An 18,533-nucleotide genomic window follows, 5' to 3' on the forward strand; every position below is an offset into this window, starting at 1 on the left:
TGGCATGACCGTCTGGAGCCAGCTCGTCGGGCAGGAGCACGCCATCGGCGCCCTGCAGGACGCCTCCACGCCCCGGGACGACCGGGGCCGGGAGTCGTCGTCGATGACGCACTCCTGGCTCATCACCGGCCCACCCGGGTCCGGCCGCTCGAACCTCGCCTACGCGTTCGCCTCCGCACTGCTCTGCCGCCACGGCGGCTGCGGGGAGTGCCCCGACTGCCGCCAGGTCGCCGCCCGCTCCCATCCCGACCTCTCCGTGCTGACGACCGAGCGCGTGATCATCTCGATCGACGAGGTGCGGCGGCTGGTCAGCAGCTCGCAGTACTCGCCCTCGGTCTCGCGCTACCGGGTCATGGTCATCGAGGACGCCGACCGGATGAGCGAGCGCACGTCCAACGTCCTGCTGAAGGCGCTCGAGGAGCCGCCGGAGCGCACGGTGTGGATCCTGTGCGCCCCGAGCGAGGCCGATCTGCTTCCCACCATCCGCTCCCGCGTCCGCTCCGTGCGGCTCCGGGTGCCGAGCGTCGAGGACGTCGCCGGGCTCCTCGAGCGCCGCGACGGGGTCGATCCCGAGACCGCCGAGCGCGCCGCCCGCCAGGCTCAGAGCCACATCGGGATGGCGCACCGCCTCGCGACCGACGCGAACGCGCGCGAGCGCCGGGAGGAGACGCTCCGCATCGCCCTGCGCCTCCGCGGCGTCTCGGACGCGGTGCTCGGCGCGGCGCGGATGATCGAGGTCGCGACGGAGGACGCCAAGGCGATCACCCTCGAGCGCGACGAGGCCGAGCGGCAGCAGGCGCTGCGCTCGCTCGGCGTCGAGCCCGGGGGCACTGTGCCCGCCCAGCTCCGCTCTCAGCTGCGGGCGCTCGAGGAGGACCAGAAGCGACGCGCGACACGGAGCCTCCGCGACGGCCTCGACCGGATCCTCGTCGACCTGCTCTCCCTCTACCGCGACGTGGTGCGCCTCCAGCTCGGGGCGCCCGGCGGCGTCATCAACGAGGAGGTCCGGACCGAGATGACCGCGCTCGCCGAGTCGACTCCGCCCGACCGCACGCTCGCCGTCCTCGATGCGATCGCGACCGCCCGGCAGCGGATCGACGCGAACGTCTCCCCGGTCCTCGCTCTCGAAGCGCTGCTCGTGGTGGCCGCTCGCCGTCCGGTGGCCGCGTGAGGCGGGGGCGCCGGTCGGCCGTCGTCGTCGCACTCGTCGCGGCGGCGTCCCTCCTGACCGGCTGCTTCGCGCCCGGCCCGACCGTCGACCGGACCTCCACCCCGTATCCGCAGACCGTCGACGACTCCCTGGAGCGCTTCTACTCGCAGGTGCTGGTCTGGGACGACTGCGGCGACGGCGCTCTCTGCGCCGACGCGACCGTCCCGCTCGACTGGGACGCCCCCTCGGGGGAGACGGCGTCGATCGCCCTGGTGCGCCGGCCCGCCACGCAGGGCCCGGCGATCGGGTCCCTGCTCGTGAACCCGGGTGGACCGGGAGCGTCGGGCGTCGACTTCATCCGCGACAGCGCCGACTACGCGGTCGACTCCGCACTCGCTGCCCGGTACGACGTCGTCGGCTTCGATCCGCGCGGAGTGGGCGCCTCCACCGCGGTCTCGTGCCTCGACGCCGCGGGTCTCGACTCCTACCTCTACGACATCACGCCGGGGGAGCGGGGCAGCGACGAGTGGATCCAGGCGCAGCGCACGTCCGCCGCCGCGTTCGCCGCCGCCTGCGAGGAGCGCAGCGGGCCGCTGCTGCCCGAGGTCGGCACCCCGAGCGCCGCCCGTGATCTCGACGTGCTGCGAGCGGCGCTCGGCGACGAGTCGCTGCACTACCTCGGCTACTCCTACGGCACGTTCCTCGGAGCGACCTACGCCGGGCTCTTCCCGGACCGGGTCGGCCGCCTCGTCCTCGACGGCGCGATCGATCCGGCGGCGACCTCGTTCGACGTGGTGCGGGAGCAGGCGAGGGGGTTCGAGAGCGCTCTGCGCGCCTACCTCGCCGACTGCCTCCGCTCGGACGACTGCCCGTTCACCGGGACGGTCGACGCGGGGATGGCCCAGCTGAAGCGCATGCTCGAGGACGTGGACGCCTCGCCGATCCGAGCGGCCGATGGCCGAGAGCTCGGCGCGAACACGCTGTTCACCGCGATCGTGTACCCGCTCTACGACGCCACGGCGTGGGGAGCGCTGAGCGAGATGCTCGCCGACGTGCGCCGGGGCGACCCCGCGGTCGCGTTCCAGTACGCCGACGCCTACAACGGACGCGACGCGGACGGCCGGTACGCGGACAACACCACCGAGGCCTTCCTCGCGATCAACTGCGTCGACTACTCCTACGACGCGGACACCGCCTCGATGCGCGCCGACGAGGCCGCTCTCGAGCAGGCCGCGCCGACGATCGGCCGGTACATGGCCTACGGCGACATCCTCTGCAGCGAGTGGCCGGCGGCGTTCGAGGGCTCCCGCGAGCCGATCACCGCGGAGGGCTCGGCGCCCATCCTGGTCGTGGGCACCACGAACGATCCCGCCACTCCCTACGTGTGGGCGCAGGCGCTCGCCGGCGAGCTCTCCGCCGGTCACCTGGTCACCTACGACGGGGAGGGCCACACGGCCTACAACAAGTCGACGTCCTGCGTGAACGACGCGGTCGACGCGTACCTGCTCGAGGGGACCGTCCCGGAGGAGGATCCGCAGTGCTGACCGAGCAGGAGCGGCCCCGTGAGCAGCAGCCCGGGCTCCGCGAGCGCAAGCGCCTCGCCACGCGGCGGGCCATCGAGATCGCCGTCCTCCGTCTCGCGAGCGAGCGCGGTCCGGAGCGCGTGACCATCGAGGACGTCTCGCGCGCCGCCGACGTCTCCACGCGCACCTTCTTCAACTACTTCGCCTCGAAGGAGGACGCGCTGGTCGGCGGGCTCCCCGTCATCGCCGACGAGACGGCGGCGGGGTTCGTCGCGGGCCGGGGCGCCGTGCTCGAGGACCTGCAGCGGGTCTTCGTCGCCGCGATGGAGGAGCCGCTCGAGGAGGACCGGGAGCTGCACGTCCTCCGCCGCGCGCTCTTCCGCGAGCACCCTCATCTGGTCGGCCTGAAGATCGCGGGCATGCGCGAGTTCGAGCTCGCGGTCGAGGGGCTCGTCGCCGAGCGTCTCAGCCGGGAGGACGACGACGCGGAGCGGGTGCGCAGCCGGGCACGGATGCTGACGCTCCTCGGACTCGCCGCCGTGCGCCACGCGTGGGCGGCGTGGGTCGATCACGACGGCCGGGAGGTGCTGGCGGGACGCATCGCGCGCTCCTTCGAGGAGCTGCGCGGCGCGCTCGCCTGAGCCGAGCGCAGCGGTCGCGGCTACCGTCCCGGAGCCTCTGCCCGACCGCGCCGCTCTGATTCACGCCCGGGCGCGCGAGCAGGCTATGCTGTGTAATCGTGTCCGGGGCTCAGGCCCCGCGTGCACGCCGCCTTAGCTCAGTCGGCAGAGCGTCTCACTCGTAATGAGAAGGTCGTGGGTTCGATTCCCACAGGCGGCTCCCTCTCCCCGGATCCGCGACGTCCAGGTCGCGTCGAACTCGCATCGCTACCCTGTTGCGGATGACCGACACCCCTCCTCCCCGCCGTCGCCGCACTCTCGCGGTCGCCGCGGTGCTCGTGGCCGCCGTGCTCGGTGGCGGCGCCTTCGGCGTCGGGACGGCTCTCGGCAGCGCCGCGGAGCCGGAGGCGCTGCCCGTCGCCGCGACCCCGATGGCCACCACGACTCCCACCCCGACGCTCACGGCCACGACGCGGCCCACCGCGGAGGCGGCCGCCGAGGCGCTCCGCACCTGCTCGGTGGCGGACCTCGCCGCCGACCCGCGCCTGGGCTCGATGCAGGCGCGCGTGGTCGACGCCGCGACGGGCGAGGTCCTGTTCGACCGCGGGGGCGGAACCGCGTCCCGCACCGCCTCCGCCCTGAAGATCCTGACGGCCGCGTCGGCGCTCGCGGTCCTCGGCCCGGACACGCGCATCGCCACCACCGTGGTCCGGGGGAGCGAGCCCGGGAGCGTCGTCCTCGTCGGCGGGGGAGACCTCACCCTGACTCGGCTCCCGACCGGCCGGCAGTCGACCTACGCGGGAGCGGCGCACCTCGACGACCTCGCCGCGCAGGTCGAGAGCGCCTGGGAGGCGGACCCCTCGACCGCCGGCACGCCGATCACCTCGCTGGTGCTCGACTCCTCCCTCTACTCGGGCGAGACCTGGCAGCCGAGCTGGAACCGCAAGGAGCAGGTCGACGGCTACATGCCCGAGATCACGGCGCTCCAGGTGGACGGCGACCGCGAGGACCCCACGGCCTCGACCTCCGAGCGCGGCACGGATCCGATCGGGCGGGCCGGAGAGGCGTTCGCCGACGAGCTGGACGGCTCGCCCGTGGTCTCCACCGGGACCGCTCCCGCGGGCGCCGCCGTGCTCGGCACGGTGGAGTCGGCTCCGGTCGGCACGCTCGTGCAGCAGATGCTGCTGGTCTCCGACAACGCGATCGCCGAGATGCTCGCGCGGCTCGTCGCGATCCGCACCGGCGCAGGGAGCGACTTCGGCGCTGAGCAGGCCGGTGTGCTGCAGGGGCTCGCCGGCTACGGCGTCGACACCTCCGGGATCGCGATCGTCGACGGCTCCGGCCTGAGCGACGACAACGCGGTCGCGCCGTCATACTTCACCGAGCTGCTCCGGAAGGTGCAGGCCCGCGAGGGGCAGTTGGGGATCCTCCTCGACGGCCTGCCGGTGTCGGGCCGGACGGGGTCGCTCTCCTACTCCGACCGCTTCGCCGGCGACAACGCCGCGGCCGACGGCGCAGTGCGCGCGAAGACGGGCTGGATCGACACCGGCTACACCCTGGCCGGTGTGGTCACCGCGGCGGACGGCACCGAGCTGACGTTCGCGGTCTACGCTCTCGGCGACGTCTCCGACTCGGCGAAGACCGCGATCGACACCCTCGTGACGGGCGTCTATCGCTGCGGATCCTCGCTCTCCGACTCCTGACCCGGGCGGGTCGACCGCCCGCTCCTCCTCCCTCCTCGTCCCGGAAGGCCCACGATGACCACCGCACTCCTGATCGTCGACGTGCAGAACGACTTCACCGAGGGCGGCGCGCTCGCCGTCACAGGCGGCGCGGCCGTCGCCCAGGGCGTCACCGCCCATCTCGCGGCGCACGCCGACCGCTACTCCACGGTGCTGGCCTCCCGCGACTGGCACGAGGGCGACTCCGACAACGGCGGCCACTTCGCGGCGGAGCCGGACTTCGTCGACAGCTGGCCCGTCCACTGCGTCGCGGGCACGGACGGCGCGCGCTTCCACCCGGCGCTGGACACCGCTCGGATCGATGTGCAGATCCTCAAGGGACAGGGCCGCCCCTCGTACTCGGCCTTCGAGGGGACGACGGAGGCGGGCGAGGAGCTCGGCGCCGTGCTGGCGGAGCGGGGCGTCACCGCGCTCGACGTCGTGGGGCTCGCGACCGACCACTGCGTGCGCGCCTCGGCGCTCGACGCGCGACGGGCGGGGCTCGAGGTCCGCGTGCTCGAGGACCTGGTCGCGGGCGTCTCCGAGGAGGCGAGTGCCGCGGCGCTGCGCGAACTGACGGAGGCGGGCGTCCGCGTCGAGCGGTCCGCCTGAGCGGTCGTCCCTCCACAGGGCCCACGGCGACGCAGGTCCTCCCGGCTCCCGGCGACCCCGTCTCCGGAGCGATCGCCCGTCCTACACTGGGAGGACGAGAAGCTCCTCCCGGCGCGGTCTCCGCGCTCCGATCCGAAGAAGTGGTTCCCTCCTGTGACTGATTCCGTCGCGTCCCGCGTCGCCGAGACCGCTCTGCTCGCCCGCATCCCCACGCAGCTGCTGATCGGCGGTGAGTGGGTGGACGCCTCAGGCGGCGGCTCGATCGACGTCGAGGACCCGGCCACCGGAGCGGTCCTGGTCTCGATCGCCGACGCGACTCCGGAGGACGGGGTCCGGGCCCTCGACGCCGCCGTGGCCGCCGGTCCGTCGTGGGCCGCGACGGCGCCGCGGAAGCGGGGCGAGATCCTCCGGCGGGCGTTCGACCTGCTGCAGGAGCGCACCGAGGAGTTCGCGCTCCTCATGGCGCTCGAGATGGGCAAGCCGGTCGCGGAGGCCCGAGGCGAGGTCGTCTACGGCGGCGAGTTCCTCCGCTGGTTCAGCGAGGAGGCGGTGCGCATCAGCGGACGCTACGGCGTCTCGCCCGAGGGCAGCGGCCGGATGATCGTCTCCCAGCACCCGGTGGGCCCCTGCTACCTGATCACCCCGTGGAACTTCCCGCTCGCGATGGCGACGCGGAAGATCGCTCCGGCGCTGGCGGCGGGCTGCACCGTCGTCGTGAAGCCGGCCGAGCTCACTCCGCTCACCACGCTCGCCTTCGCGGCGCTGCTCGCCGAGGCGGGGCTCCCCGACGGCGTGCTCAACGTGGTCACCACGTCCTCGGCGGGAGCCGTCTCGGCTCCGATCCTGTCGGATGCGCGCCTGCGGAAGGTCTCCTTCACCGGCTCCACGCCGGTCGGGCGCACCCTGCTGCAGCAGGCCTCCGAGAACGTGCTGCGGACCTCGATGGAGCTGGGCGGCAACGCGCCCTTCGTCGTGTTCGAGGACGCCGACCTCGACCGGGCGGTCGAGGGCGCGATGCTCGCGAAGTTCCGCAACATCGGCCAGGCCTGCACGGCCGCCAACCGCTTCTTCGTGCACGAGTCGATCGCCGAGGAGTTCGCCGCGCGCATCGTGGAGCGCGTGCGCGCTCTGCGCGTCGGCCGCGGCACCGAGGACGGGGTGGCCATCGGCCCCCTGATCGACGAGCGCGCGATCGAGAAGGCGTCCGCCCTGGTGGAGGACGCCGTCTCCCGCGGTGCGCGCCTGCTCACCGGCGGCGAGCGGATCGAGGGAGCCGGTCACTTCTACCGGCCCACCGTGCTCGCGGGGGTCGACCGGGAGAGCGAGATCCTCCGCACCGAGATCTTCGGTCCGGTCCTCGCGATCGTGCCGTTCACGGACGAGGACGACGCCGTCGCGCTCGCCAACGACACCGAGTACGGCCTGGTCTCCTACGTCTTCACGCGCGACCTCGCCCGCGGCCAGCGGATGATCGAGCGGCTCGCCACCGGGATGATGGGCCTCAACGTCGGCGTGGTGTCGAACGCGGCGGCGCCCTTCGGCGGGGTGAAGCAGTCGGGCCTCGGCCGCGAGGGCGGACTCGAGGGCATCCACGAGTACCTCAGCACCAAGTACACGCTCACTCCCGACCCCTTCGCCTGATCCGGTGGAGCGGATCGAGGTCACCGCGCTCGACGACCCGCGGCTGCGCGACTACGCGCACGCCACGGACGTCGCGCTGAAGAACGCCCGCGGCCCGCACGGCCTGTACATCGCGGAATCGGCGCTCGTCCTCGAGCGGGCGATCGCCGCCGGGCACCGTCCGCGCTCGGTGCTCGCTCTCGGCGGGTCGGCCGCCGAGGCCGAGCGCCTGGTCGGCCGCTTCGACGTCCCCGTCTTCACGGGCCCGGGGGAGCTCCTGGCCGAGCTCACGGGGTACTCCCTGCACCGCGGCCTGATCGCGGCGATGGACCGCCCCGTCCTGCCCGACCCGGCCGGCCTGCTCGCGGGAGCGCGCCGGATCGTCGTGCTCGAGGACGTGGTCGATCCGACCAACGTCGGCGCGATCTTCCGCTCCGTCGGGGCGATCGGAGCCGATGCCGTGCTGGTGACGCCGCGCTGCTCCGATCCTTACTACCGCCGCGCCATCCGCGTGAGCATGGGGACTGTCCTGCAGGTGCCCTGGACGCGCGTCGGCGATTGGCCGTCGACGCAGCGGCTCCTGCACGGCGCGGGCTTCACGATCGCCGCGATGGCGCTGACCCCGGAGGCGGTGCCCCTGCGGGACTTCGCCGCCCGCGCTCCGGAGCGCGTCGCCCTCGTTCTCGGCACCGAGGGGCAGGGGCTGACCGCCGAAGCGCTCGCCGCGGCCGACGTCGCCGTCCAGATCCCGATGCGGCACGGGATCGACTCGCTCAACGTCGCTGCGGCGTCGGCGGTCGCGATGTGGGCGCTCGCCGAGCCCGCCTGAGAGGCGGGCCTGTGCCCCGTTGGGGGTGCCACAGGGCGTGAGAGCGCGCCCAGCGCTCCCCGGAGGCGGCGACTGCGCTACCGTGGCCGCACTCCCGCCCGCAGCCGTCACGAACGAGGTCGTCCATGCTCCTGCGCACGACGCTCCGCCCGCCCGTCGCGCTGCTCCTCGGAGCCGCGCTCGCGATGAGCCTCACCGCCTGCTCCGGTCCCGCCGCGGAGGTGCCGGACGGGTCCGTGCGCGACTCGGGCTCCGTCGCGACCGCTGCCCCGTCGCCCACCGGCACAGCCGATGCCGAGAGCGGCGCGCGGATGACCCGCCTGATCAGCGACTGCCTCGCCCGCTACGGCCTGAGCGACCGGCCGCCGCTCGCGAGTCCGCTCGCGGAGGAAGAGGTCCGCATGGCGGCGCAGCGCGCCCGGGACGCCTACGACGCCACCCTGACCGACTGCTCGGCGCATGCGCTCGCGTCCGGGGGGCCGAGCAGTGATCCGACGGGGGAGCCCGGCAGCGAGCAGACCGACGAGCCCGACTCGACCCCCGCTCCGGCGGGCTGACCGTGCGGCTCGAGGGGACGTCCGCGCTGGTCGCGGGGGGAGCGTCCGGACTGGGAGCCGCGACGGCGACGGCGCTCGACGCCGCAGGAGCGCGGGTGGTCGTGCTCGATCTTCCGCACGCGGTGGGGGCCGCGCGCCTGCCCGCCTCCGTGCAGCTGGTCGCCGGGGACGTCGTCGATCCGGACGCCGTCTCGCGCGCCGTGGACGCCGCGGGGGAGCTGCGCATCGCCGTGAGCTGCGCGGGCATCGCGACACCGGGGCGGCTGCTCGGCCGCGACGGGCCGCTGCCGCTCGAGCAGTTCGAGCGGGTGCTGCGGATCAACACGACCGGGACGTTCAACGTGCTGCGCCTCGCCGCGGCCTCGATCGTCGAACGCGAGCCGATCGACGGGGAGCGGGGAGTCCTGGTGACGACGGCGTCCGTGGCCGCCTTCGAGGGGCAGATCGGGCAGGCGGCCTACGCCGCGTCCAAGGGAGCCGTGGCGGCGATGATCCTGCCGCTCGCGCGCGAGCTGGCGGCCCGGCTCGTGCGCGTGGTGTCGATCGCGCCGGGCACCTTCGACACGCCCCTGCTCGCCGGACTGCCGGAGAAGGCCCGCGAGGCGCTCGGCTCGGCGACGCCGCATCCGGCCCGCCTCGGACGCCCCGAGGAGTTCGCGGCTCTGGTGCGGCACATCGTCGAGAACCCCATGATCAACGGCGAGACCATCCGGCTCGACGGGGCCCTGCGGCTGCCGCCGCGCTGAGGGACGAGCGGGCTCGGGCGCCCGGTCGAGACGCGCGCGGGGTCTCGATACGCCGCTCCGCGGCTACTCGACCAGCATGGAGGCGGGCCGCAGCGGCGCCCGTCAGACCAGCAGCTGGTGCTTGGCGAGGTCGCGGTAGAGCGGTGTCGACTCGACCAGCTCGGAGTGGGTGCCGACTCCGACGACCTCGCCCTTCTGCAGGACGACGATGCGGTCGGAGTCGACCACCGTCGACAGGCGGTGCGCGATCACCAGCAGGGTCCGGTTCTCGGCGACCGCGTCGATCGCCAGGCGCAGGCGCTGCTCGTTGAGGCCGTCGAGGCTCGACGTGGACTCGTCCAGCAGCAGGATCGGCGGGGCCGCCAGGAGCGCGCGGCCGATCGCGAGGCGCTGGCGCTCGCCACCGGAGAGCATCACTCCGCTCTCGCCGACCGGCGCGTGCAGGCCGAGCGGGTTGCGCTCGAGCACGTCGGTCAGGTTGACGGCCTCGAGCACCCGGAGGCAGTCGGCGTCGTCGGCGTCGGGGCGGCCGAGGACGAGGTTCTCGCGGATGGTGCCGGCCAGCACGGGGGCGTCCTGCTCGACGTAGCCGATCTGCGCCCGCAGCGCGTCACGGTCGATGGCCGTGATGTCCACGCCGCCGAGACGGACGACGCCGGCCTCCGGGTCGTAGAAGCGCTCGATGAGGGCGAGGATCGTGCTCTTGCCCGCTCCCGAGGGCCCGACGAGGGCGGTGCGCTTGCCGCGCGGCACGGTGAAGGAGACGCCGCGCAGGACGGTGCGATCGCGCTCCTCCGCTGCGGAATCGGCGTCCGGCACGGCGCCCTCCTCGTAGGAGAACACGACGTCCTCGAAGGAGACGGCGTCCTCCGCGACGCCGGCGCCGAGCCCGCCCGCCGAGGTGTCGCCGTCGCCCTCGATCGGCAGGTCGATGATCTCCTGGATGCGGCCGAGGGCGCCCAGCGCCGAGTTCACCGAGGTGATGGCGCCGATGAAGTTGCCCAGCGGCATCACCATCATGAAGAGGAAGAGGATGAACGAGACCAGCTGGGCGATGTCGATCGCACCGGACGCGACGCGGTAGCCGCCGACGCCGAGGACGGCGAGGAACGCGACCTGCAGGGCGATCCCCGCGACAGGCACCACGAGGGCCGAGACGTGCGCGACGCGGAGGCCGAGGCGGTACGCCTCCGTCGCGTGCCGGTCGACGACCGCGATCTCGCGATCGGTCGCTCCTGCCGCGCGGATGGTCCGCACCGCGCTGATGGCGCGCTCGACGGCTGCAGCCAGGTCGCCGACCTTCTCCTGCGCCATGCGGCTGGCGGTCCGGATGCCGCGGCCGAGGGTCAGCGCGAGCCCGAGGGCCACCGCGACGACGGCCACGATGATCAGGAGCAGCACCCAGTCGATGATCGCCATCGCGATGATCGCGCCGACGAAGACGAGGGAGCCCGCGATCGAGTCGACGAGCCCCTGGGTCAGCACGGCGCGCAGGAGGGTGGAGTCGGAGCCGACGCGGGAGACGAGGTCGCCGGTGCGGCGCGCGTCGAACTCCCGGATCGGGAGGCGCAGCAGCCGCGCGACCAGGCGGCGGCGGCTCGAGAGCACGATCCCCTCGCCGGTGCGCTGGAGCAGGTAGTGCGCGAAGCCCGAGATGAGCCCGGACGCCACGACCAGGCCGACGAGGGCCCACACCAGCGGGCCGAGATCGAGGCCGGACTGGACGCGGGTGATGACCTGGCCGACGAGCAGGGGCTGGCCAAGGCTCGCCGCCGCTCCGAACAGGCTGAGGACCACGACGACCGAGAGGATGCCGCGGTGCTCGAGCAGGTAGGGCACGAGCTGCGAGAAGGAGGCGCGGGGTCCGTCGTCGCGGGAGGGTCGTCGTCCGCCGCGCCGGGAGGTGGTGGTGCTCATCAGCGTCCATTCTGCCCCGTCCTCGCTGCGAGCAGGCCGCCAGCGGGCGGCCCCGGTGCTCAGGGAGGGAGCGGAGACGCGGACGGCCCGCCGGGGATCCCGACGGGCCGTCCTCTGCAGGGAGCCCTACGAGACGTTGTCGTGGTACGACGCGTTCTTCGTCTCCTTCGAGAGCAGGAGCGCGATCAGCGTCAGCACGGCCGCGGCGCTGAGGTAGAGGCCGACCAGCACCGTGCTGCCGCCCGCCGCCCTCCAGAGCGCGACCGCGATGATCGGCGCGAGGGCCGCTCCGAGGATCGACGCGAGATTGTAGGCCATCGCCGAGCCGGTGTAGCGGACGTTGGTCGGGAACAGCTCGGGGAGGACGGCGCCCATCGGGCCGAAGGTCAGGCCCATCAGCGTGAAGCCGAGGATCAGCACCGCCATGACGCCCGCGAAGCCGGCGCTGAACAGCGGCACGAAGAGCAGGCCGAACACGAGGATCGCCGCGGTCACCACGAGCAGCGTGCGCCGGCGGCCGAAGCGCTCCGCGAGCGGGCCGGAGACGAGGGTGAAGATCCCGAAGAACACGACGCCGACGATCAGCATGACGAGGAAGTCGTTGCGCGTGTAGCCGAGGCCCGGGACGGCGCCGTCGACGGGCGACGTGCCGTAGGTGAGCGTGAACGTGGTCATCAGGTAGAAGAGCACGTAGGTCGCCAGCATGATGAAGGTGCCCAGGATGAGCGGGCGCCAGCTGGTGACGAAGACGCGGGCGAGGGGCAGCTTGGCGACCTCGCCCTTCTCGACGACCTTCTGGAACGCGGGCGTCTCGACGAGCTTGAACCGCACGTAGAGGCCGATGATCACGAGCACGGCGCTCGCCAGGAACGGCACGCGCCAGCCCCAGGCGGCGAACGTCTCGTCGCTCATCGTGCTCGCCAGCACCAGGAACAGGACGTTGGCGACGATGAAGCCGATCGGCGCGCCCAGCTGCGGGAAGGTGCCGTAGATGGCGCGCTTGCCGGCCGGCGCGTTCTCCGTCGCGAGCAGCGCGGCTCCGGACCACTCGCCGCCGAGGCCGAGGCCCTGGCAGAAGCGCATCACGACGAGCAGGAACGGAGCGAGGAACTCCCAGCCGGGCGTGAGCGCGGTGGGCAGGCAGCCGATCAGGAAGGTCGCGACGCCCATCGTGAGCAGCGACGCGACGAGGGTGCCCTTCCGGCCGACGCGGTCGCCGAAGTGGCCGAAGATGATCGACCCGATGGGGCGCGCGATGAACGCGACGCCGAAGACGGCGAAGGAGGCGAGGAGGGCCGTGGCCGGGTCCTCGTTGACGAAGAAGAGCGACGGGAAGACCAGGACGGCGGCGGTCGCGTAGGCGTAGAAGTCGTAGAACTCGATCGACGTGCCGATGAGGCTCGCGAGGATGACGCGGCCGCGGGAATTCTGCGGGGCGGCTGCTGGCGCGTCGGAGACGGCGGGAGAAGACATGAGGGAGGGGCTCCGTGTGGACGGCGGCTCCCCCGAGCCGGCGGGGCGGGGCGTCGATCGGGCGTCGCGGGCCGCTGAGGCGTGGGGGAGGAGAGAGGGGTCGCTCGTGACGACCTCTCCACTTTACTCCGTGTTCTCCCAGCTTCGTGTGCAGGCGGCCCGTGGAAGGGGGCCGCCCGCGGGCCGTCAGCCGCGCAGCGAGCGGAGGAGCAGAGCGGTCGACACCGCCGCCTCGGCCGCCTCGCGCCCCTTGTCCTCCTTCGAGCCGGGAAGACCCGCGCGGTCGAGGCCCTGCTGCTCGGTGTCGAGGGTGAGCACCCCGAAGCCGACCGGCTTGCCGGTCAGGATCGAGACGGTAGTGAGCCCGGAGGTCGCGGCGTCCGAGACGTACTCGAAGTGCGGGGTGCCGCCGCGGATGATCACGCCGAGGGCGACGACCGCGTCGGCCCCCGCCTCCAGAGCCGCCTTCGCGGCCACGGGCAGCTCGAACGAGCCGGGCACACGCACGAGCGACCAGGACGCTCCGGCCTCGTCGAGCGCTCGGCTCGCTCCGGCGATCAGGCCGTCGCTGATCTGCTCGTGCCAGGTCCCCGCGATGACGACGACGCGCAGTCCCGTGCCGTCGAGAGGGGAGGTGGTGGGGGCGCCGCTACCGGCCATTGCTACTCCTTCGTGGTGGCGCCGGGGATCCCGGCGTCGAGGGCGAGGCCGGAGATCCCGGCGTCGAGGGGGTCGTGGTCGAGGACGCTGTCGAGGGTGTGGCCCATGCGGTCGCGCTTGGTCTCGAGGTAGCCCTGGTTGAAGGAGCCGACTCCGACGACGAGCGGCACGCGCTCGGCGACGACGATGCCCCGGTCGGTGAGCTGCCGGACCTTCTCGGGATTGTTGGTGAGCAGGCGCACCTCGGTGAGGCCGAGGTCCTCGAGGATGCCGACCGCCGCTCCGTAGTCGCGCGCATCGGCGGGGAGGCCGAGGGCGAGGTTCGCGTCGAGGGTGTCGAGGCCGTCCTCCTGCAGGCGGTAGGCGCGCAGCTTGTTGATCAGGCCGATGCCCCGGCCCTCGTGCCCGCGGAGGTACACGACGACGCCGCCGTCCCGCTGGATCGTGTCGAGGGCGGCGTCGAGCTGGGGGCCGCACTCGCACTTCAGTGAGCCGAACGCCTCCCCGGTCAGGCACTCGGAGTGCACGCGCACCAGGGCGGGCCGCCCCGCGGCGATCTCTCCCGCGAGGATCGCGACGTGATCCGCTCCGGTCTGCCGGTCGCGGTAGGCGCGGATCCGGAACGGGCCGTGAGTGGTCGGCACCGTGGTCTCGACCTCGAAGCTCACCCGCGCGCTCTCCGGGACCGCGACCGTGACGGGCACCTCCGCGTCGCAGTGGAACTCCTGCAGGTACGCGATGAGGGCCGCGACCGTGGTCACCGGCACGCCCTCGCGCTCGCCGAGGGCGATCAGCCCGGGCAGCCGCATCATCTCGCCGTCCGCGGCGACGATCTCGGAGATCGCGCCCACGGGGTACAGGCCGGCGAGCTTCATCAGGTCGACCGCCGCCTCCGTGTGCCCGTCGCGCTCGCGCACGCCGCCGTCGACGGCGCGCAGCGGCAGGATGTGGCCGGGGCGGTTCAGCCTCGAGGGGGTCGCCTCGGGGTCGGCCAGCACGCGGAGGGTGTGCGCGCGGTCGGAGGCGCTGATGCCGGTGGAGAGGCGGTCGGCCGCGTCGACGGAGAGCGTGTAGGCGGTGCCGCGCGGGTCCTCGTTCTCGACGACCATCAGCGGCAGGGCGAGGCGGTCGGCGATCTCGTTGGTCATCGGCGCGCAGATGAACCCGGAGGAGTGGCGGACCATCCAGGCGATCGTCTCCTGGCTGGCGAGCTGGGCCGAGACGATGACGTCGCCCTCGTTCTCGCGGCCCTCGTCGTCCGCGACGATGATCGGGCGCCCGGCGCGCAGGGCCTCGACGGCCTCGGGGATGGTCGCGAGGCTCACGAGCGGGCCTCCGCGATCGAGCGCAGTGCGAGCATCCGCTCGACGTGGCGGGCCAGGACGTCGGTCTCGATGTTGACCTGCTCGCCGATCGCGCGCGCGCCCAGCGTGGTGACGGCCAGCGTCTCGGGGATCAGCGAGACCTCGAACCACTGCTCCGGCTCCGCGGCGGGGCTGATCGCCGAGACGGTCAGCGAGACGCCGTCGACCGCGATCGAGCCCTTGTCGACGACGAGCGGGGCGATGCCCGCCGGCAGCGAGAACCGCAGCACGCGCCAGGCCTCGCCCGGTGCGATCGAGAGCAGCGTCGCCGTGCCGTCGATGTGGCCCTGGACGATGTGGCCGCCGAGCCGGTCGCCGACCAGCGCGGCGCGCTCGAGGTTGACGGGGTCGCCGACGCTCACGCCGTCGAGGGTCGACATCCGCAGGGTCTGCGCCATGACGTCGGCGGTGAACCCCTCGTCGGTGTGCTCGACGACGGTGAGGCAGACGCCCGAGACCGCGATCGAGTCGCCGTGCCGCACGCCCTCGACGGCGAGGGGCCCGCGGATGCTGAGGCGGATCGCGTCGGCGCCCGCCTCGACGGCCGTCACGACGCCCTTCTCCTCGATGATTCCGGTGAACATCAGTGGGTCTCCATCTGCAGGGCGTGGGGGAGGCGGGCCGGGGTGCCGGCACCGCCTGCGGGGAGGACGTCGGGGCGCGCGGTCACGAGGAGGTCGTCGCCGAGGATCTCGACCGAGCGGAGGGAGAGGCGCCGGGCCCCGCCGATGCTCGTCACGCCGAGGTCGCCGAGCGCCAGGCGGGGGCCGCCGAGGAGTGCCGGCGCGAGGAACACGAGGTACTCGTCGACCAGTCCGGCGGCGACGAGCGCGGAGGCGAGGGTCGGCCCGGCCTCGACGTAGACGCTGCGGGTCTCGGCGGAGTAGAGGTGCGCGAGGACCGCGGCGAGGTCGCGGGTGCGCTCGATCATCGCGGCGCGGGGGTGCTCGTGGAGGCGGGCGCCGGGCGGCACGGGCCGGGTGCCGACGACGACGGGCACCGGCTGGTGGGCCAGCAGCTCGCCTCCGTCGCCGCGGGCGGTGAGGGCGGGGTCGTCGGCGAGGACGGTCCCGGTGCCGACGAGGATCGCGTCGTGAGCGGCGCGCTGCTCGTGCACACGGCGGCGGGCCGCCGCTCCGGTGATCCATCGGCTGCTGCCGTCCGCCGCCGCAGTGCGGCCGTCGAGAGTCGAGGCCCACTTCAGCGTGACGAAGGGGCGGTGCAGGCGGGTCGCGGTGAGCCAGGGGTGGAGGAACTGCTCGCCCTCCTCGGCGAGCACGCCCTCGATCACCTCGACGCCGGCCTCGCGGAGAGTGCGACCGCCGCCGGCCGAGCGCTCGCCCGGATCGGGCACGGCGTAGACGACGCGGGACACGCCCGCCTCGATCAGGGCGCGGCTGCAGGGGCCCGTGCGCCCGGTGTGGTCGCACGGCTCGAGGGAGACGACGGCGGTGGCGCCCTCGGCGGCGCCCGGGGCGACGTGCGACAGCGCGTCGACCTCGGCGTGCGCGGTGCCGGCTCCGTGGTGCCAGCCCTCGCCGAGGACGGTTCCGTCGGGCGCGAGGATCACGCAGCCCACGCGGGGGTTGGGGCCGCGGGCGGGCCCGCGCTCGGCGAGCGCCAGCGCTCGGCGCATCGCGTGCTCGTAGTCGATCGTCATTCCCGGTTCTTCCGTTCGTCGCCGAACTCCGGGGTCTCGAGCGAGGTGCGCGGGCACCGTCGCTCAGCATCGCGCGGTGATGCGCGACGCTCGTGCTGCCTCTCCTCCGGACTTTCACCGTCGGTCCTGGAGTTCCACCAGGTCAACCGCCGCCCCTCTCGAGGGGCTGCGGCTCGCGGACTGTGACCGCCGGTTCGGAATTCCCACCGACCCCGGAGCACGTGCTGTCCGGTCAGCCTACTCACCCGCCGCCCGGAGGGAGCCTCCGCGCGTCACACTCCCGGCGCACGGTCGGCTGGCGCGCGGCGGGCGCGTCGGCGCTGCGTCCGTCTGTCATCTCCTCGCGGCGGCCGGTCGTGACCCGTCCCGTCTCTCGATCGAGCGCGTGAGGTCAGCTGTCCCGCTCCTCCGCGCGCAGGCGCCGTCTCGCGCGTCGAGCCACCGCCACGGTGAAAGCGGTGAGGACGAGTCCCGTTCCGGGCCCGACGAAGGGCGTGAGAACGCCGCGTGCGTCGGTGAACCAGAACAGGAGCAGGAGCACCGCCGTTCCGCCGAAGAGCAGGATCGCGAGTCCTCCGAGAACGGGAGTGCGGAGCTCGCGGCGGATCGCCCGGCCGATGTCGTGATCAGGTGTCATGAGCTGTCCTTCACTGGCGTCGCATGCCGACGCGATGGCCGGAATCGTCCGACGGCGACGGAGCCGACTGCGTCGATCGGCTCCGTTCAGACTGGCGCGGTCGTCGCCGGGCTTCACTGATCGGGCGGGTTCCACGAGCCCGCTGGCGCACGCGGAGGACCGCCCGCTCGCTCGCCACCCGGCGAGGGTGAGGCGCGACGGCCGCGGGTGGCGAGCGGGACGCCCGGCTCAGTTCCGGTGCTCGTCCACCCAGCGCGGGAACGGGTCCGCGTACTCCGCCCAGGCGGCCGGGCCGGCCAGCAGCTCCTCGGGGGTGAGCAGGCAGCTCTGCAGGACGGCGGTCAGCCTCCCGGTGTCCAGGCCGGTCCCGAAGAAGGCGAGCTCCTGGCCCAGAGGCGCGTCCTCGTCCCAGCTGAGCAGGCTCGTCGGATCCAGGGTCAGCACGTCGCCCGCGACCGACCACGAGCCGACCCGGTCGGCGCGGGTCGCCAGACGCACCAGGCCGCGGGAGCGGAGGATGCGCCCCACCTTCTCCGCCACCAGCTCCCCGTGCACGGCCGCGCTGAGGCGGCCGGGGTGGAAGGGCAGCGGATCGCGGAAGACGAACTCCTCGACGGGCGTGCCCGAGGCGCGGCGCCGCGAGGTCCCGTTGAGGGCGCACTGCCAGCCCATCGAGGAGGCGATCGCGTGCGCGCGCCGGAGATGGAGCCTCCGGGGCTCCGCCGGGTGCTCGCCGACGGGGACGAGGTCGGCGGAGGGGGCGAGCGCTCGCAGGAGGTCGCGGACGAGCGCGGTCCGCTCGGGGTCGCTGTCGGAGTGGGGCTCGGCGAGCGCGATGAGGCTCGAGAACTCCAGGCGGGCGGCGAGGCGCTCCGCCGAGTCGGACGAGGGGCCCGCGCCGCCGCAGAGCACGCGCAGGATCTCCTCTGTCGACGTCACGGCGACCACGTCGAGGATCGCGATGCGGGTGTCGGCCGGATGCCGCTGCGCGCAGAGGTGCTCGAGGACGAGTCCGATCTCGAGCGGGTCCGCCTCGGCGTCGAGGGCGACGACGGTGTGACCGCGGTGACCGTCGTCGGCGTCGGCGGCGAGGCGCCGGTGCAGCTCCTCCGCGAAGGCGGGGCCGTCGGCGCCGGGCAGGTCGACCTCGATGTCGATTTGGGACTCGGGCCTGCCGGCGAGGAGCGCGGCGGTCCGCGCGGCGTCGTGGGGCTCGGTCGCGCTCACGAGGGTGACGGCGAGTGCGGGGGGTGCGGGGTGGCGGGGATCCATGAGCCGCTACTCTATCGATAACAGTTCTCATTAACGACAGGAGCATCCGTGAAGGTCCGCAACTCCCTCAGGTCGGTGAAGGCGCAGCCCGGCTCGCAGGTGGTCCGCCGCCGCGGCCGCGTCTTCGTGATCAACGCACTGAACCCGCGCTTCAAGGCCCGTCAGGGCTGAG

Annotated in this window: 18 protein-coding genes, 1 tRNA gene and 1 riboswitch; of the genes, 11 read left to right on the forward strand and 8 right to left on the reverse strand. The window is 73.5% G+C overall.

Annotation, left to right across the window (positions count from 1 at the left end):
- Positions 1-4 precede the first annotated feature (4 nt).
- The 10 genes from GSU45_RS04945 (at position 5) to GSU45_RS04990 (ending at position 9,378) form a co-directional block, all read left to right on the forward strand.
- Positions 5-1,171 (forward strand): DNA polymerase III subunit delta', encoded by a 1,167-nt coding sequence (locus GSU45_RS04945; protein WP_159913195.1) that lies wholly within the window; start codon positions 5-7, stop codon positions 1,169-1,171.
- Positions 1,168-2,694 carry an alpha/beta hydrolase gene (locus GSU45_RS04950; protein ID WP_159913197.1) on the forward strand — a complete coding sequence of 509 codons (1,527 nt, stop codon included), beginning with the start codon at positions 1,168-1,170 and terminating at the stop codon, positions 2,692-2,694. Before GSU45_RS04945 ends, GSU45_RS04950 begins: the two co-directional genes overlap by 4 nt.
- Positions 2,688-3,314, forward strand: a complete 627-nt coding sequence (locus tag GSU45_RS04955) for a TetR/AcrR family transcriptional regulator (protein WP_208543495.1) — start codon at positions 2,688-2,690, stop codon at positions 3,312-3,314. Before GSU45_RS04950 ends, GSU45_RS04955 begins: the two co-directional genes overlap by 7 nt.
- 126 nt (positions 3,315-3,440) lie before the next feature.
- Positions 3,441-3,513: transfer RNA gene (locus tag GSU45_RS04960), tRNA-Thr, on the forward strand.
- A gap of 61 nt (positions 3,514-3,574) precedes the next feature.
- Positions 3,575-4,996 (forward strand): D-alanyl-D-alanine carboxypeptidase/D-alanyl-D-alanine-endopeptidase, encoded by a 1,422-nt coding sequence (gene dacB / locus GSU45_RS04965; RefSeq protein WP_159913199.1) that lies wholly within the window; start codon positions 3,575-3,577, stop codon positions 4,994-4,996.
- 54 nt (positions 4,997-5,050) lie between these two features.
- Positions 5,051-5,626, forward strand: a complete 576-nt coding sequence (locus GSU45_RS04970) for a nicotinamidase (RefSeq protein ID WP_159913201.1) — start codon at positions 5,051-5,053, stop codon at positions 5,624-5,626.
- 153 nt (positions 5,627-5,779) lie between these two features.
- On the forward strand, positions 5,780-7,267 hold the full coding sequence (locus tag GSU45_RS04975) for an NAD-dependent succinate-semialdehyde dehydrogenase (protein WP_159913203.1): 1,488 nt from the start codon (positions 5,780-5,782) through the stop codon (positions 7,265-7,267).
- 4 nt (positions 7,268-7,271) lie between these two features.
- On the forward strand, positions 7,272-8,075 hold the full coding sequence (locus GSU45_RS04980) for an RNA methyltransferase (protein WP_159913205.1): 804 nt from the start codon (positions 7,272-7,274) through the stop codon (positions 8,073-8,075).
- Between the two features lie 125 nt (positions 8,076-8,200).
- A complete protein-coding gene (locus GSU45_RS04985; protein ID WP_159913207.1) occupies positions 8,201-8,632 on the forward strand; it encodes a hypothetical protein in 432 nt (143 codons plus the stop codon).
- 2 nt (positions 8,633-8,634) lie between these two features.
- Entirely contained in the window at positions 8,635-9,378 is a 744-nt protein-coding gene (locus GSU45_RS04990; RefSeq protein WP_159913209.1) for an SDR family NAD(P)-dependent oxidoreductase, read from the forward strand.
- Between the two features lie 102 nt (positions 9,379-9,480).
- Here GSU45_RS04990 and GSU45_RS04995 read toward each other — a convergent pair whose 3' ends face one another.
- From GSU45_RS04995 to GSU45_RS05030, 8 genes are all read right to left on the reverse strand, one after another.
- Positions 9,481-11,295 carry an ABC transporter ATP-binding protein gene (locus GSU45_RS04995; protein WP_159913211.1) on the reverse strand — a complete coding sequence of 605 codons (1,815 nt, stop codon included), beginning with the start codon at positions 11,293-11,295 and terminating at the stop codon, positions 9,481-9,483.
- Positions 11,296-11,421: 126 nt separating this feature from the next.
- Positions 11,422-12,768 carry an MFS transporter gene (locus GSU45_RS05000; RefSeq protein WP_104222221.1) on the reverse strand — a complete coding sequence of 449 codons (1,347 nt, stop codon included), beginning with the start codon at positions 12,766-12,768 and terminating at the stop codon, positions 11,422-11,424.
- A 186-nt stretch (positions 12,769-12,954) separates the two neighbouring features.
- On the reverse strand, positions 12,955-13,428 hold the full coding sequence (ribH, locus tag GSU45_RS05005; RefSeq protein ID WP_159913213.1) for a 6,7-dimethyl-8-ribityllumazine synthase: 474 nt from the start codon (positions 13,426-13,428) through the stop codon (positions 12,955-12,957).
- 2 nt (positions 13,429-13,430) lie between these two features.
- Positions 13,431-14,753 (reverse strand): GTP cyclohydrolase II, encoded by a 1,323-nt coding sequence (gene ribA / locus GSU45_RS05010; RefSeq protein WP_159913215.1) that lies wholly within the window; start codon positions 14,751-14,753, stop codon positions 13,431-13,433.
- On the reverse strand, positions 14,750-15,376 hold the full coding sequence (locus GSU45_RS05015; RefSeq protein ID WP_159913217.1) for a riboflavin synthase: 627 nt from the start codon (positions 15,374-15,376) through the stop codon (positions 14,750-14,752). Before GSU45_RS05015 ends, ribA begins: the two co-directional genes overlap by 4 nt.
- On the reverse strand, positions 15,376-16,452 hold the full coding sequence (gene ribD / locus GSU45_RS05020; protein ID WP_244248223.1) for a bifunctional diaminohydroxyphosphoribosylaminopyrimidine deaminase/5-amino-6-(5-phosphoribosylamino)uracil reductase RibD: 1,077 nt from the start codon (positions 16,450-16,452) through the stop codon (positions 15,376-15,378). Before ribD ends, GSU45_RS05015 begins: the two co-directional genes overlap by 1 nt.
- A gap of 90 nt (positions 16,453-16,542) precedes the next feature.
- Positions 16,543-16,675: riboswitch (FMN riboswitch) on the reverse strand.
- 168 nt (positions 16,676-16,843) lie between these two features.
- Complete coding sequence (locus tag GSU45_RS05025; protein WP_159913218.1) at positions 16,844-17,089, reverse strand: hypothetical protein; 246 nt, start codon at positions 17,087-17,089, stop codon at positions 16,844-16,846.
- 228 nt (positions 17,090-17,317) lie between these two features.
- Complete coding sequence (locus GSU45_RS05030; protein ID WP_159913220.1) at positions 17,318-18,361, reverse strand: GTP-binding protein; 1,044 nt, start codon at positions 18,359-18,361, stop codon at positions 17,318-17,320.
- A 48-nt stretch (positions 18,362-18,409) separates the two neighbouring features.
- Between GSU45_RS05030 and ykgO the strand changes: the two genes are divergently transcribed.
- On the forward strand, positions 18,410-18,532 hold the full coding sequence (ykgO, locus tag GSU45_RS05035) for a type B 50S ribosomal protein L36 (RefSeq protein WP_104280808.1): 123 nt from the start codon (positions 18,410-18,412) through the stop codon (positions 18,530-18,532).
- Position 18,533 lies beyond the last annotated feature (1 nt).

The organism is Rathayibacter sp. VKM Ac-2801 (assembly GCF_009834245.1).
Taxonomy (GTDB): domain Bacteria; phylum Actinomycetota; class Actinomycetes; order Actinomycetales; family Microbacteriaceae; genus Rathayibacter.

What these genes read in the sequence shown, in the direction of transcription:
- GSU45_RS04945 (WP_159913195.1), top strand. Translation starts at nt 5, where the DNA reads ATGACCGTCTGGAGCCAGCTCGTCGGGCAGGAGCACGCCATCGGCGCC.
- dacB (WP_159913199.1), top strand. Translation starts at nt 3,575, where the DNA reads ATGACCGACACCCCTCCTCCCCGCCGTCGCCGCACTCTCGCGGTCGCC.
- GSU45_RS04970 (WP_159913201.1), top strand. Translation starts at nt 5,051, where the DNA reads ATGACCACCGCACTCCTGATCGTCGACGTGCAGAACGACTTCACCGAG.
- GSU45_RS04985 (WP_159913207.1), top strand. Translation starts at nt 8,201, where the DNA reads ATGCTCCTGCGCACGACGCTCCGCCCGCCCGTCGCGCTGCTCCTCGGA.
- GSU45_RS04995 (WP_159913211.1), bottom strand. Translation starts at nt 11,295, where the DNA reads ATGAGCACCACCACCTCCCGGCGCGGCGGACGACGACCCTCCCGCGAC.
- GSU45_RS05000 (WP_104222221.1), bottom strand. Translation starts at nt 12,768, where the DNA reads ATGTCTTCTCCCGCCGTCTCCGACGCGCCAGCAGCCGCCCCGCAGAAT.
- ribH (WP_159913213.1), bottom strand. Translation starts at nt 13,428, where the DNA reads ATGGCCGGTAGCGGCGCCCCCACCACCTCCCCTCTCGACGGCACGGGA.
- GSU45_RS05015 (WP_159913217.1), bottom strand. Translation starts at nt 15,376, where the DNA reads ATGTTCACCGGAATCATCGAGGAGAAGGGCGTCGTGACGGCCGTCGAG.
- ribD (WP_244248223.1), bottom strand. Translation starts at nt 16,452, where the DNA reads ATGACGATCGACTACGAGCACGCGATGCGCCGAGCGCTGGCGCTCGCC.
- GSU45_RS05025 (WP_159913218.1), bottom strand. Translation starts at nt 17,089, where the DNA reads ATGACACCTGATCACGACATCGGCCGGGCGATCCGCCGCGAGCTCCGC.
- GSU45_RS05030 (WP_159913220.1), bottom strand. Translation starts at nt 18,361, where the DNA reads ATGGATCCCCGCCACCCCGCACCCCCCGCACTCGCCGTCACCCTCGTG.